At 66.1% G+C, this 12163-nt stretch carries 11 protein-coding genes; 2 read left to right on the top strand and 9 right to left on the bottom strand.

Translation table 11 applies throughout. The annotated features are described in order from the left end of the window. Positions 1 to 184: 184 nt before the first annotated feature. From JQ639_RS00290 to JQ639_RS00265, 6 genes are all read right to left on the bottom strand, one after another. The gene (locus JQ639_RS00290) at positions 185 to 1399 is read right to left on the bottom strand and encodes an NAD(P)/FAD-dependent oxidoreductase (protein WP_211969947.1); all 1215 of its coding nucleotides are present in this window, start codon (positions 1397 to 1399) and stop codon (positions 185 to 187) included. Positions 1400 to 1415: 16 nt separating this feature from the next. Then, entirely contained in the window at positions 1416 to 2210 is a 795-nt protein-coding gene (locus JQ639_RS00285) for an ABC transporter ATP-binding protein (RefSeq protein WP_211969946.1), read from the bottom strand. 11 nt (positions 2211 to 2221) lie between these two features. Further along, positions 2222 to 3115: a nitrate ABC transporter permease gene (gene ntrB / locus JQ639_RS00280; RefSeq protein WP_211969945.1), complete on the bottom strand. Its 894-nt coding sequence runs from the start codon at positions 3113 to 3115 to the stop codon at positions 2222 to 2224. Positions 3116 to 3177: 62 nt separating this feature from the next. Then, entirely contained in the window at positions 3178 to 4497 is a 1320-nt protein-coding gene (locus JQ639_RS00275; protein WP_211969944.1) for a CmpA/NrtA family ABC transporter substrate-binding protein, read from the bottom strand. Positions 4498 to 4834: 337 nt separating this feature from the next. Next, positions 4835 to 6010 (bottom strand): CmpA/NrtA family ABC transporter substrate-binding protein, encoded by a 1176-nt coding sequence (locus JQ639_RS00270; RefSeq protein ID WP_211969943.1) that lies wholly within the window; start codon positions 6008 to 6010, stop codon positions 4835 to 4837. Next, positions 6007 to 6597: an ANTAR domain-containing response regulator gene (locus tag JQ639_RS00265; protein ID WP_211969942.1), complete on the bottom strand. Its 591-nt coding sequence runs from the start codon at positions 6595 to 6597 to the stop codon at positions 6007 to 6009. The genes JQ639_RS00270 and JQ639_RS00265 overlap by 4 nt, the downstream gene beginning before the upstream one ends. Positions 6598 to 6774: 177 nt before the next feature. On the opposite strand from JQ639_RS00265, the gene rimO reads away from it, so the two are divergent. Together rimO and JQ639_RS00255 are read left to right on the top strand one after the other, a co-directional pair. After that, complete coding sequence (gene rimO / locus JQ639_RS00260) at positions 6775 to 8100, top strand: 30S ribosomal protein S12 methylthiotransferase RimO (protein WP_211969941.1); 1326 nt, start codon at positions 6775 to 6777, stop codon at positions 8098 to 8100. A 248-nt stretch (positions 8101 to 8348) separates the two neighbouring features. After that, positions 8349 to 9545 carry an acetylornithine transaminase gene (locus JQ639_RS00255; protein ID WP_211969940.1) on the top strand — a complete coding sequence of 399 codons (1197 nt, stop codon included), beginning with the start codon at positions 8349 to 8351 and terminating at the stop codon, positions 9543 to 9545. 51 nt (positions 9546 to 9596) lie between these two features. Here JQ639_RS00255 and JQ639_RS00250 read toward each other — a convergent pair whose 3' ends face one another. Genes JQ639_RS00250 through pcsA form a run of 3 tightly spaced genes read right to left on the bottom strand, consistent with a single transcriptional unit; the run spans position 9597 to position 12101 of the window. Further along, positions 9597 to 10571: a quinone oxidoreductase family protein gene (locus JQ639_RS00250; RefSeq protein WP_211969939.1), complete on the bottom strand. Its 975-nt coding sequence runs from the start codon at positions 10569 to 10571 to the stop codon at positions 9597 to 9599. A 58-nt stretch (positions 10572 to 10629) separates the two neighbouring features. Continuing rightward, positions 10630 to 11370 carry a TerC family protein gene (locus tag JQ639_RS00245; protein ID WP_211969938.1) on the bottom strand — a complete coding sequence of 247 codons (741 nt, stop codon included), beginning with the start codon at positions 11368 to 11370 and terminating at the stop codon, positions 10630 to 10632. Next, complete coding sequence (gene pcsA, locus JQ639_RS00240; protein WP_211969937.1) at positions 11367 to 12101, bottom strand: phosphatidylcholine synthase; 735 nt, start codon at positions 12099 to 12101, stop codon at positions 11367 to 11369. Before pcsA ends, JQ639_RS00245 begins: the two co-directional genes overlap by 4 nt. Positions 12102 to 12163: the final 62 nt, after the last annotated feature.

The raw sequence follows: 12163 nt of genomic DNA, 5'->3' as shown, positions 1-12163 counted from the left end.
TTCAGGAAATTGAGATCGCCTCGACATATCAGTCGGTTAGAAACATGCGTGCGGCGAGATCGCCGCCGCCACGACCGAAACACCGCTGCATTTGAAGCCAGAGAACTCAAATATTGTGCAAGCGCACAAGCCGCACGATTTACAGCCGCCAAGGGGATCACCTGGCCCGGCGCGGCGGCGGTGCTCATGCGGCATTCCGCGCCGCCGCGACACGGCCGAACATCAGATCGTCGCGTATCGCCACGATCGATGCGCCGCTGCGGATGAGGTCGAGATACCACAGCGCATCGCGCGTATCCCCGACCAGCACCGCACCGACGAGACGGTCGTCCGCGATCACGAGCTTCTTGTAGGTCGCCATCCGGGGATCGTTGAACACGATGGCCTCGCTCGACGCGCCGCCGAGAAAGTCGCCTGCCGAAAAGACCCCGACGCCCGACACTTTCAGGTTGGTGGCGACCACACTGCCGCGATAGCCGGCGTTGCGGCCACCGAGCACCTCCGCCAGCACGCGCGCCTGCTCATAGGCCGGTTCGACGAGCCCGTAACAAATCCCGGCATGCTCGGCGCACTCGCCGAGGGCGTGGATTCCGGGGATCGACGTCTGCAGGTGGTCATCGACCACGATGCCGCGGCCGACGGCGATGCCGGCTTCCCTGGCAAGCATGACGTTCGGCCGGATACCGGCCGCAAAGATCACCGCGTCGGCGGCCATCGACGAGCCATCGGCGAAGGTCACCCCTTCAACGTGGCCGTCGCCGACGATGCCCGATGTGCTCGCCTCGAGCCTGACCTCGACCCCCCTCGCCTCGACGAGACGTCGCAGCAGGGCCGCGGCCGGCGCATCGAGCTGGCGCTCCATCAGGCGATCCATCAGATGAACGAGCGTGACCCGCGCGCCGGCTCTCGCCAGCCCGTATGCGGCTTCGAGGCCGAGCAGCCCGCCGCCGATCACCACGATGCGCTTTCGCGCCGCCGCGAGACGCAACAGCAGGTCGACGTCGCGGCTGTCGCGGAACGTATGCACACCGTCGAGCTGCGCGCCGGGCACGCCGAGCCGGAGCGCCTGCGAACCGGTGGCAAAAACCAGCCGCGCGAACGGCACCGAGCGGCCGTCGGCGAGATTCACGATGCGCCGTGGCACGTCGACGGCGACAGCGGCACGGCCGTAGCTCAGCGTCACGCCGCGGTCACGCCACCACTGCGCCGGCCTGAGTTCGATCTCGTCGGAGGCGACCTCGCCGGCCAGCACCGATGACAGCAGCACGCGGTTATAGGCGAGCCGCGGCTCGTCGCCGATGATGGCGAGCGCATACTTGCCGAGGGCCCGCCTGGAGAGCTCTTCAGCCAGACGCGCCGCGGCCATGCCGTTGCCGATGATGACAAGAGGTTCGCTCACGGCGCGATCTCTCCGCTCAGGCGGCCTCGACGAAGCGGTGCCGCTCGTAGAGAAATTCGAGCACCCGCTGGCGGCACTTGAGATAGATCGGGTTCGAGGCCAGCTCGAGCCGCTTGCGCGGATGCGGCAGCGGCACTTCCAGCACCTCGCCGATCCGGGCACTCGGGCCGTTGGTCATCATCACGATGCGGTCCGACAGCAGCACGGCCTCGTCGACGTCGTGGGTGATCATCATCACGGTGTTGTTGAGCTTCTGGTGCAGCGCCATCACCGAATCCTGCAGATGCGCGCGCGTCAGCGCGTCGAGGGCGCCGAACGGCTCGTCGAGCAGCAGCACCTTCGGCTCCATCGCCAGCGCCCGGGCGATGCCGACGCGCTGCTTCATGCCGCCGGAGATCTCTCCGGGACGCTTGTCCTTGGCGTGGGCCATCTGCACGAGGTTGAGATTGTGCATGGTCCAGGCGTCGCGTTCGCTGCGGCTCTTGCTCCGCCCGAACACCTTGTCGACGCCGAGACGGACGTTGTCGTAGACCGTGAGCCAGGGCAGCAGGCTGTGGTTCTGGAACACGACCGCACGATCGGGCCCCGGCGCGTTGACTTCGCGGTTCTCCAGCAGCACCCCGCCGTGGGTCGCCGGCGTCAGGCCCGCGACGATGTTCAGCAACGTCGACTTGCCACAGCCGGAGTGACCGATGATCGAGACGTACTCGCCCTGGTCGATGGTCAGGTTGATGTCCCTGAGCACCTCGGTGGTGGCCTGCCCGCGTGTGAAGATCTTGTCGATGTGATCGAGCTTGAGATAGGCGTGCATGACGGGTCCCCTCAGTTGGTGGCCGTGCCGTGGGTCACGGCGGTGCCGATCGTCGCGATGATGCGATCGAGCACGAAGCCGATGATGCCGACATAGAACAGGGCGAGGATGATCTCGCTGATGTGCGACGAATTCCACGCGTCCCAGATGAAGAAGCCGATACCGACGCCGCCGATCAGCATCTCGGCGGCGACGATCGCCAGCCACGACAGGCCGATGCCGATGCGCAGGCCCGTGAAGATGTAGGGCGCCGCCGACGGGATCATGATCTTGGTAAAGAACTCGAGCGGGTTGAGCTGCACCACCGCGGCGACGTTGCGATAATCCTGCGGGATGTTGCGGATGCCAACGGCGGTGTTGATGATGATCGGCCAGATCGAGGTGATGAAGATCACGAAGATCGCCGACGGCTGGCCATCGCGAAACGCCGCCAGCGACAGCGGCAGCCAGGCCAGCGGCGGAATGGTCCGCAGCACCTGGAAGATCGGATCGAGACCGCGCATCGCCCACACCGACTGGCCGACCAGCGCGCCGAGGGCGACGCCGGCGACCACAGCCAGCGAATAACCCAGCGCGACGCGCTGCAGACTGGCGGAGAGGTGCCAGAACAGCCCCTTGTCGATGCCGCCATTGTCGAAGAACGGATGGAGGATCAGTTCGCTGGTGTCGCGCAGCACCCGCGACGGCGGCGGCAGCGTCGCGCCGGCCTTGCGGCACAGCAGCTCCCAGACCACCAGGAATAGCGCGATGACGATCAGCGGCGGAATCACCCGCGCAGAAGCTGCACGCACGATCTTTGCGGCGCGATCGCCGAGCGGCGGCCGCTTCGGCGACAAGGTCACGACCGGCGCAGCCGTCGCCGCAATTGCCGCGGCAGGCTCGGTCTTGAGCGCAGGCATGTTCATTCCAGAATCTCCAGGTGCGAAGGAAAGGCCGGGCCGCCGCACGAGCAGCGGCCCGCGCGAGATCAGACTTCGACGCGCTTGATCGCGAGCGATTTCAGGTAGGCCGACGGATCGGCGGGATCGAACACCTTGCCGTCGAAAAACGTCTCCTTGCCGCGGGATGTGTTGGCGGGGATGTCCGCCGCGGCGACGCCGAGATCCTTGGCCGCCTCGCGCCACAGGTCCTCGCGATTGACCTTGGCGATCAGCGCCTTGGCGTCGTAGGTCGCCTCATACTTGCCCCAGCGAATGTCCTCGGTGATGAACCACAGGTCATGGCTCTGATAGGGATAAGAAGCGTTGTCCGCCCAGAACCGCATGACATGCGGGCTGTTCTCGACGACCCGGCCGGTGCCGTAATCGAACTTGCCCTTGACGCGGTCAGTGACATCCTCGACCGGGCAGTTGATCCACTGCCGCTTGGCGCAGATCGCCGCCACCTCGTCGCGGTTCTCCGGCTTCTCGCACCACTGCTGCGCCTCCATTACCGCCATCAGCAGCGCTTTCGCCGCCTTCGGGTACTTGTCGACGAAGGCTGCACGCAGCGCGAAGGATTTTTCCGGATGCCTATTCCAGAGCTCGCCGGTGGTCAGCGCGGTGTAACCGATGTCCTGGTGAATCAGCTGCAGATTCCATGGCTCGCAGACGCAGAAGCAATCCATGGTGCCGACCTTCATGTTCGCCACCATCTGCGGCGGCGGCACCACGATGGTCTCGATGTCCTTGTCCGGATCGATGCCCCCGGCGGCGAGCCAGTAGCGGATCCACAGGTCGTGGGTGCCGCCGGGGAATGTCATGGCCGCCTTGATCGCCTTGCCGGAGGCCTTCTTCTTCTCCAGCGCCGTCTTGAAGGGCGCGGCGTCGACGCCGACCTTGAGATCGGTATATTCCTTGGCAACCGAGATGCACTGGCCGTTGAGATTGAGCCGCGCCAGAATGTACATCGGTGTCGGCACGTTGTTCTGCGTCACCTTGCCGGACGAGATCAGGTACGGCATCGGGGTGAGGATGTGCGCGCCGTCGATGCCATTGCCTTCGGATCCCAGCACGAGGTTGTCGCGCGTCGTGCCCCACGATGCCTGCTTCTGCACCTCGACGTCGGGCATGCCGTATTTGGCGAAGATGCCCTTCTCCTTGGCGACGAACAGCGGCGACGCGTCGGTGAGCGCGATGAAGCCGAGCTTGGCGCCCTTCACTTCGAGGCCTGCGCCCTGCGCGAACGCGCCGCCGGGAAAGTTCATCCGCAGTGCGGCCAACAGCGCCGCGGAGCCGGCGCCCGTCTTGAGCAGTGCGCGCCGATCGATCCCCCGGCCGATCGATCCCTCTTTGTTGGTCTTGCTCATCGTGTCGGTCATCCCTCTGCGGTATGGCCCTGCGGCCGCGATGCGCTGAAACGACAAATGCCGCCCCCGGCTGAATCGCGTTTCCACGACACCCTCCAGGACAGCGGCATTGCTGCATGGTCCTTCCGTGGACCTGTCGGCCTTCGTCTCAGCCTGACCAGAGCTATTCAAACTCCGTGCCAGCCAGTCCGGGCTCCGTAACGCATTGAAATAAAAAGCCTTCCGCGAATCACCGAGGTGGCGATCGGGTGGTGGGATGACCTTTGGAATTGCAGAAAGTCAGCTTTTTGTGCAGCGCGCAATAATTAGGCAGCCGGCCTTGCCCGCAACGCGACCGTCAGCCTTGCGGCTTTCGCCGGATTGGAAATGAGGCGAGATGGGCGGCGATATCGGCGGGGTCGAAGGCCGGGCCGGCAAAGGCACCGATCCCATCTGCCACCATCCGGGCTGGCTCGCCTGCGAATCCGGTCGCAGCGTCGTACAGGTCGGGCCGGAAGACCGCCTGGGCCGTTCGCAGCGCCTCGGCGCTCCACGGCGTCTGCCCCCAGCGCACCATCTGGGCGTAAAGCCAGGCGGCCTGGATCGGGTCCGGCCGGGCCGCCGCCTCGCGACCGACCAGCAGATAGCGGTCGCTCTCGCGGAACATACCGTCCGGCGTGACCTTGAGGCGGCCGTCGAGGGTGCGGCGGATCACGTCCGGATCGACCCCGATGCGCTCGGGATGGCCAAGAATGGCCGCGGCTTCGGCGCGGTGATCCGGGGCTTCGATGAACTCGGCGGCTTGCTGGCAGGCCCGGACAAGCGCGGCCAGGGCATCGGGATTCTCCTCGGCCCAGCGGCCGCGCACGGCCAGCACCTTCTCCGCCGCCCGCACCAGGATGTCCGAGACGAAATGCAGGATGTGGCCGATACCGAGATCGACCGCCACGGAATTCCAGGGCGCGCCGACGCAGAATGCATCGACATGGCCACTCGCGAGACTTTCGACCATGTAGGGAGGCGGCAGCACCACGAGGCGGACGTCTTCGTCCGGATCGACGCCGCCGGCCGCCATCCAGAAGCGGAGCTGGTAGTTGTGGGTCGAGAACGGGAAGGTCATGCCGAAGGTCAGGGGCTCCTGCCCCCGCGCCCGCCGGTCGGCGACAACCCGGGCGAGCGCCCGTGCAGTCGCCATCGGATCGGTCGGCGCGCCGTCGAGCCGCGCCATGATCGCCCCCTGCAGCGCCGGCGACACGGTGATGGCGTTGCCGTTCACGCCGAGGGTGAACGGCGCCACAATCGGCACCCTGACATGGCCGATGCCGAGGCTGGAGGCGATCGCCACCGGCGCCAGCAGATGCGCCGCATCGAACAGGCCGATGTTGAGCTTGTCGCGGACATTCGACCACGACACCTCACGCACCAGCGTGACGTCCAGCCCTTGCCCGGCGGCAAATCCCTTGTCGACGGCGACAATCAGCGCGGCAGCGTCGACCAGCGGAATGAACCCCACGCGCAACGGCTTGCCGGTCATTTCAACATCTCCGCGGCAGTGATGATCGACTGCGCGATGTCGGCGATCTTCTTCTTCTCGCGCATCGCGGTCGAACGCATCAGGACATAGGCCTCGTCCTCGGTCAGGCCCTTGATCTTCATCAGCAACCCCTTGGCGCGGTCGATCACCTTGCGCTCCTCCAGCGCCGACTTGGTGCGCTCAAGCTCGGCCTGCAGGCGCGCAAAGGCGTTGAATCGCGACACGCAGAGATCGAGCACCGGCTTGATCCGCTCCTTCTTGAGGCCATCGACGATGTAGGCGGACACCCCCGCGTCGACCGAGGCCTCGATCGAGGCGGAATCGCTCTGGTCGACGAACATCGCAATCGGGCGGCGCACCGCGCGGCTGACCTGAAACATCTGCTCCAGCACATCGCGGCTGGGGTTCTCGAGGTCGATCAGGATGACGTCGGGATCGAGGGCGTAGATCCGCGCCAGCAGGTTGTGCATTTCGCTGATATGCTCGACGGTGGTGAAACCGGCGTCGCGCAGCCCCTCCAGCAGGATCGCGGCCCGGATCGGGCTCTCATCCACGATGACGATCTTGAGGGTCGTCTCAGCCGGCATCCAGCGCTCACTTCACGGTCAAGACCGGGGCATCCCGGTGATCTGCCTCGCAAAACAGGCGTATCTCAGGGCCTGGACTGGTTCCGCCCGCGCCGGCACGCGATCGGTCGTCCCGCCGGCCTTGAAATTGGCGGGGATCAAGGCTAGCTCCTGTCGCTTCTAACTGGATGGAGAAGCATGGACAAGGGCGTCGCGCCGAAAGTCAGTTTCGTGTCCCTCGGTTGCCCCAAGGCGCTGGTGGACTCCGAGCGCATCATCACGCGGCTGCGCGCCGAAGGCTATGAGCTTGCGCGCAAGCACGACGGCGCCGACCTTGTCATCGTCAACACCTGCGGCTTTCTCGACAGCGCCAAGCAGGAGTCGCTGAGCGCCATCGGCGAGGCCATGGCCGAGAACGGCAAGGTCATCGTCACCGGCTGCATGGGCGCCGAGCCCGAGCAGATCGAGCAGGCCTATCCGGGCGTGCTGTCGATCACCGGGCCGCAGCAGTACGAGAGCGTGCTGGACGCCGTGCATCGGGCGATCCCGCCGCTGCACAACCCGCATCTCGACCTCGTGCCGCCGCAGGGCATCAAGCTGACACCCCGGCACTACGCCTACCTGAAGATTTCCGAAGGCTGCAACAACCGCTGCACCTTCTGCATCATTCCCAAGCTGCGCGGCGACCTCGTCTCGCGCACCGCCGACGACGTGCTGCGCGAGGCCGAGCGGCTGGTGAACGCCGGCGTCAAGGAATTGCTGGTCGTGTCGCAGGACACCTCGGCCTACGGTGTCGACCTGAAATACGCAGCGGCGCCGTGGAAGGACCGCGAGGTTCGCGCGCGCTTCTACGACCTCGCCCGCGAACTCGGCGAGCTCGGCGCCTGGGTGCGGCTGCAATACGTCTACCCCTACCCGCATGTCGACGAGGTCATCGGCCTGATGGCCGAAGGCAAGGTGCTGCCCTATCTCGACATCCCCTTCCAGCACGCGAGCCCCGACGTGCTGAAGCAGATGCGGCGGCCGGCGGCCCAGGACAAGACGCTGGGGCGCATCAAGGCGTGGCGCGAGCAGTGCCCCGACCTGACGCTGCGCTCGACCTTCATCGTCGGCTTCCCCGGCGAGACCGATGCCGACTTCGCCTACCTGCTGGACTGGCTGGACGAGGCGGAGATCGACCGCGTCGGCTGCTTCAAGTACGAGCCTGTGGCGGGCGCGACCTCGAACGCGCTGGACAATCCCGTCCCCGACGAGATCAAGGCCGAGCGCTGGAACGCGCTGATGGCGCGTCAGCAGAAGATCTCGGCGCGGCGATTGAAGCGCAAGGTCGGCACCCGTCAGCAGGTGATCATCGACGAGGTCGGCCCGAGCGTCGCCAGGGGCCGCTCCAAGGCCGACGCGCCGGAAATCGACGGCAGCGTCTACCTGTCGAGCCGCCGGCCGCTCAAGGTCGGCGACATCGTCACCGCCAGGATCGAGCGGGCCGACGCCTACGACCTGCATGGTACGGTCGCGGGTTTCTGAACCAGGCGCCTTGACAGAGGGGGCCGTTCGGCTGTACGAGCGCGCCCCATGATTTCGATCCGGACCATCTGCCGCGCAGACCGCCGTCGTCGCTCTTTCGACGATGATGGGTCGCGCCGTGTCCGACGACAGAGCTGAAGCAGACATCAGCAACGTTTTCGAGAAGGCCGCGCCCGCAAAGCGCGGCCTTCTTGCATTTCAGCCCCCCGTTTCCACCGCCCACGTTCCCCCAACCACAGGAGCCTGCCATGACCGCTGCGATCCATCCGTTCGACACGCTGATGGACATCACTGCCCGCCCGCCCGTGGTGTTCGTCCGCGGCCAAGGCAGCTGGCTGTGGGACGACAGCGGCCGCCGCTACCTCGACTTCGTGCAGGGCTGGGCCGTCAACAGCCTGGGCCATTCGCCGGCCGTCATCGCCGATGCGCTCGCCGTCCAGGCAAAGGACCTGCTGACGCCGAGCCCGGCATTCTACAACGCCCCGAGCCTCAAGCTCGCGCAGTTGCTGGTGGCGAACAGTGGCTTCGACCAGGTGTTCTTCGCCAACTCCGGCGCGGAAGCCAATGAGGGCGCGATCAAGCTGGCGCGCAAGTTCGGAACGCTGCATCGGGACGGCGCCTACGAGATCATCACCTTCACCGGCGCGTTCCACGGCCGCACCCTCGCCACCATGTCGGCATGCGGCAAGAAGGCGTTCGAGCCGCTGTTCGAACCCAAGGTGCCCGGCTTTCCCAAGGCGACGCTCAACGATCTTGCATCGGTCGAACGGCTGATCGGCGACAACACGGTCGCCGTGATGCTCGAGCCGATCCAGGGGGAGGCCGGGGTGTGGCCCGCGACCGACGCCTTCCTGCGGGACCTGCGCGGGCTGACCAAGGCCCGCGGCCTGCTACTGATCTTCGACGAGATCCAGACCGGCATCGGCCGCACCGGACACCTGTTCCACCATCAGGGCGCCGGCGTCACGCCGGACATCATGACACTCGGCAAGGGCATCGGCGGTGGCGTGCCGCTCGCCGCCCTCCTCGCCACCCGCGAAGCATCGTGCTTCGCCCACGGCGACCAGGGCGGCACGTTCAACGGCAATCCGCTGATGTGCGCGGCGGGCGCTGCGATTGTCGAGCAGGTGCGCCAGCCGGCGTTCCTCAAGACGGTGCGTGACAACGGTCAGCACCTCGCGAGCGAACTGCAGCGAATTTCTGCCCGCCATGGGCTCGGCGAAGTCCGCGGCCAGGGATTGCTGCTGGCGCTCGACCTCAAGCGGCCGATCGGCGCGGCGATCGTCGCGCAGGCGCTCGACGAAGGCCTCCTGCTCAACGCCCCGCAGCCGGACGCGTTGCGCTTCATGCCGGCCCTCAACGTCACCCGCGAGGAGATCGCGGAGATGATTGCGTCGCTGGACTCGATCCTGCGCCGGAGCGGCGCGGCGCGCTGCGTGAACTGACGGCGACACGGCCCGTGGCGGCAGCGGTCATCGCCGCCGCCGCGACGCCCGTTACGGACGCAGCACCGATGCCCCGACCGTCGCGCGGCTCTCGAGATCGCGGTGCGCCTTCTGCGCGTCCTTGAGCGCATAGGCGTGATGGATCGGAACGTGCAGTTTGCCGTTCAGTACGGCGGCGAACATGGTATCGGCGGCTTCGAGCAATTCGCGCCGCGTGCCGACATAGTCGTTGAGCTTGGGCCGCGTCGCGAACAGCGAGCCGTGGTTGTTGAGCTCCAGCAGCGAGAACGGCGGCACGGGCCCGGAGGCGTTGCCGAAACTGACGAACATGCCGCGCGGCTTGAGACAGGACAGCGAGCCGGGAAACGTCGCCTTGCCGACACCGTCATAGACGACATCGCAGAGCTCGCCGCGGCTGATCTGCTTCACCCGTGCGACGAAATCTTCCTCGTTGTAGAGGATGACGTGATCGCAGCCATTGGCGAGCGCGAGTTCGGCCTTCTCCTTCGAACCGACGGTTCCAATCACGTTGGCGCCGAGCGCCTTGGCCCACTGGCACGCGAGCAGGCCGATGCCGCCTGCGGCGGCATGGATCAGAACACGATGTCCCGGCTCGACGCGGAACGTCTTGTGCAGAAGATAGAAGACGGTCAGGCCCTTGAGCATCAGCACGGCCGCCTGCTCGTGGGTGATGGCGTCCGGCAGCTTGACCAGCTTGTCGGCGACGATATTGCGTTCGGTCGTATAGCTGCCGAGGTTCGTATAATAGGCGACACGATCGCCCGGATGGAAATTGGTGACGCCCGACCCGACCGATACGACCTCGCCCGACGCCTCGTTGCCGGCGATGAAAGGCAGCGCCGGCGCCTTGTAGAGACCGCTGCGGTAGTAGGTATCGATGAAATTCAACCCGATGGCGTGCTGGCTGATCCGCACCTCGCCGTGGCCCGGCGGCGGCACATCGACGTCCTCATAGGTCAGCACTTCCGGTCCGCCGACCTGATGGACTCGCACAGCCTTGGTCATCTTCCACTCCCGTTTCTCCGCGCGACATTAGGCGGCGAAACGGGAGGGAGCAACCCGCTCAGTGGGTATCCTTGTCTGGCTCGATCCGCTCGCGGTTGCGCCGCGCCAGGATGTTGAAGGCCTCGACCGCCAGCGCGAACGCGATCGCGAAGTAGATGTAGCCGCGCGGGATATGAAACTGGAAGCCGTCGGCGACCAGCGCGACGCCGATCAGCACCAGGAACGACAGCGCCAGCATCTTGGTGGTCGGATGCCGCGCGACGAAGCCGGCGATCGGCCCCGACGACACATACATCACGATGCAGGCGATGATCACCGCGGTGATCATGATAGTGAGATCCTGCGCCATGCCGATCGCAGTGATGATCGAATCCAGCGAGAATACGAGATCGATGATGATGATCTGGACGATCACCCAGAAGAACGCATTGGCCGGCCTGGCGCCGTCGCCGCCGCCTTCGCGGGCCTCGACCTCGTTGTGGATCTCATGGGTGGCCTTGGCGATCAGGAAGGCGCCGCCGCCGATGAGGATGATGTCACGCCAGGAGAATCCCTGCTCGAACAGCGTGAACACCGGCTTGGTCAGACCGATCAGCCACACCAGGATCGACAGCAGGGCGATGCGGAACACCAGTGCCAGCGCGAGGCCGAGCTGCCGCGCGCGCTTGGCCTGATGTTCGGGGATGCGCGACACCAGCACCGAAATGAAGATCACGTTGTCGATGCCGAGAATGATCTCCAGCGTCGTCAGTGTCACCAGCGCGGCCCAGGCTTCGGGGCTGGCCAGAAGTTGCATCATGCATTCACCCGTTTGATCATCCGGATCACGATATCGCTGCACAGCACATAGAAGGCGATCAGACAGAGGCCGACGCGTACCACGACCGGCACCTGGAAATCCTCGACCACCGCGGCAAGCGCCAGCAGCCCCCACAGCACCACCAGCGCCAGATTGAGCGATCGCAGGCGCTGGACCCGCACCGGGTGCATGACGTTGAACGGCACGAACGTCAGCACCAGCAGCGCGACGACCGCGAGGCTCGCGGTGAGCGGTCCGGGCCGCAGCAGGAAGAGATAGAAGGCGGCCACGTTCCACAGGGTCGGGAACCCGCGAAAATGATTGTCGTCGGTCTTCATCCGGCGATCGGCGAAGTAGAGCGCTCCGGTCACCGCGATCGCCGCGCCGAGCAGCGGTGCCGTCGGCGGCAGCAACAGCCCGCTCGCCGTGATGGCATAGGCCGGCACGAAGACGTAGGTGACGAAATCGACCACGAGATCGAGGGTCTCCCCCGACCAGTCCGGCAGCAGCCGGACGACGTCGAGCCGCCGCGCCAGCGGGCCGTCGAGGGCGTCGACCACCAGCGCCGCACCGAGCCAACCGAACATCGCCGCCCAGTGCTCGCGCACCGCTTCCAGCAGCGCCATCAGCGCGAACCCCGCCCCCAATGCCGTGAGCACATGCACCCCGAACGCGCGCCGGCGGGTCGCGGGGGTACCGATCGGCGCCTGGTTTGGGTCCGGCTGAGTCATGGGCTGAGTCATGGGTCGCCCTGTGATTAACAGGAATTGCGTCTCTTTGCACAGGCGGCGTT

Source organism: Bradyrhizobium sp. U87765 SZCCT0048, assembly GCF_018131225.1.
GTDB lineage: Bacteria > Pseudomonadota > Alphaproteobacteria > Rhizobiales > Xanthobacteraceae > Bradyrhizobium_A.
This window is presented reverse-complemented; position numbering and strand designations above follow the sequence as displayed.

What these genes read in the sequence shown, in the direction of transcription:
- JQ639_RS00285 (WP_211969946.1), bottom strand. Translation starts at nt 2,210, where the DNA reads ATGCACGCCTATCTCAAGCTCGATCACATCGACAAGATCTTCACACGC.
- ntrB (WP_211969945.1), bottom strand. Translation starts at nt 3,115, where the DNA reads ATGAACATGCCTGCGCTCAAGACCGAGCCTGCCGCGGCAATTGCGGCG.
- JQ639_RS00275 (WP_211969944.1), bottom strand. Translation starts at nt 4,497, where the DNA reads ATGAGCAAGACCAACAAAGAGGGATCGATCGGCCGGGGGATCGATCGG.
- JQ639_RS00270 (WP_211969943.1), bottom strand. Translation starts at nt 6,010, where the DNA reads ATGACCGGCAAGCCGTTGCGCGTGGGGTTCATTCCGCTGGTCGACGCT.
- JQ639_RS00265 (WP_211969942.1), bottom strand. Translation starts at nt 6,597, where the DNA reads ATGCCGGCTGAGACGACCCTCAAGATCGTCATCGTGGATGAGAGCCCG.
- rimO (WP_211969941.1), top strand. Translation starts at nt 6,775, where the DNA reads ATGGACAAGGGCGTCGCGCCGAAAGTCAGTTTCGTGTCCCTCGGTTGC.
- JQ639_RS00255 (WP_211969940.1), top strand. Translation starts at nt 8,349, where the DNA reads ATGACCGCTGCGATCCATCCGTTCGACACGCTGATGGACATCACTGCC.
- JQ639_RS00250 (WP_211969939.1), bottom strand. Translation starts at nt 10,571, where the DNA reads ATGACCAAGGCTGTGCGAGTCCATCAGGTCGGCGGACCGGAAGTGCTG.
- JQ639_RS00245 (WP_211969938.1), bottom strand. Translation starts at nt 11,370, where the DNA reads ATGATGCAACTTCTGGCCAGCCCCGAAGCCTGGGCCGCGCTGGTGACA.
- pcsA (WP_211969937.1), bottom strand. Translation starts at nt 12,101, where the DNA reads ATGACTCAGCCGGACCCAAACCAGGCGCCGATCGGTACCCCCGCGACC.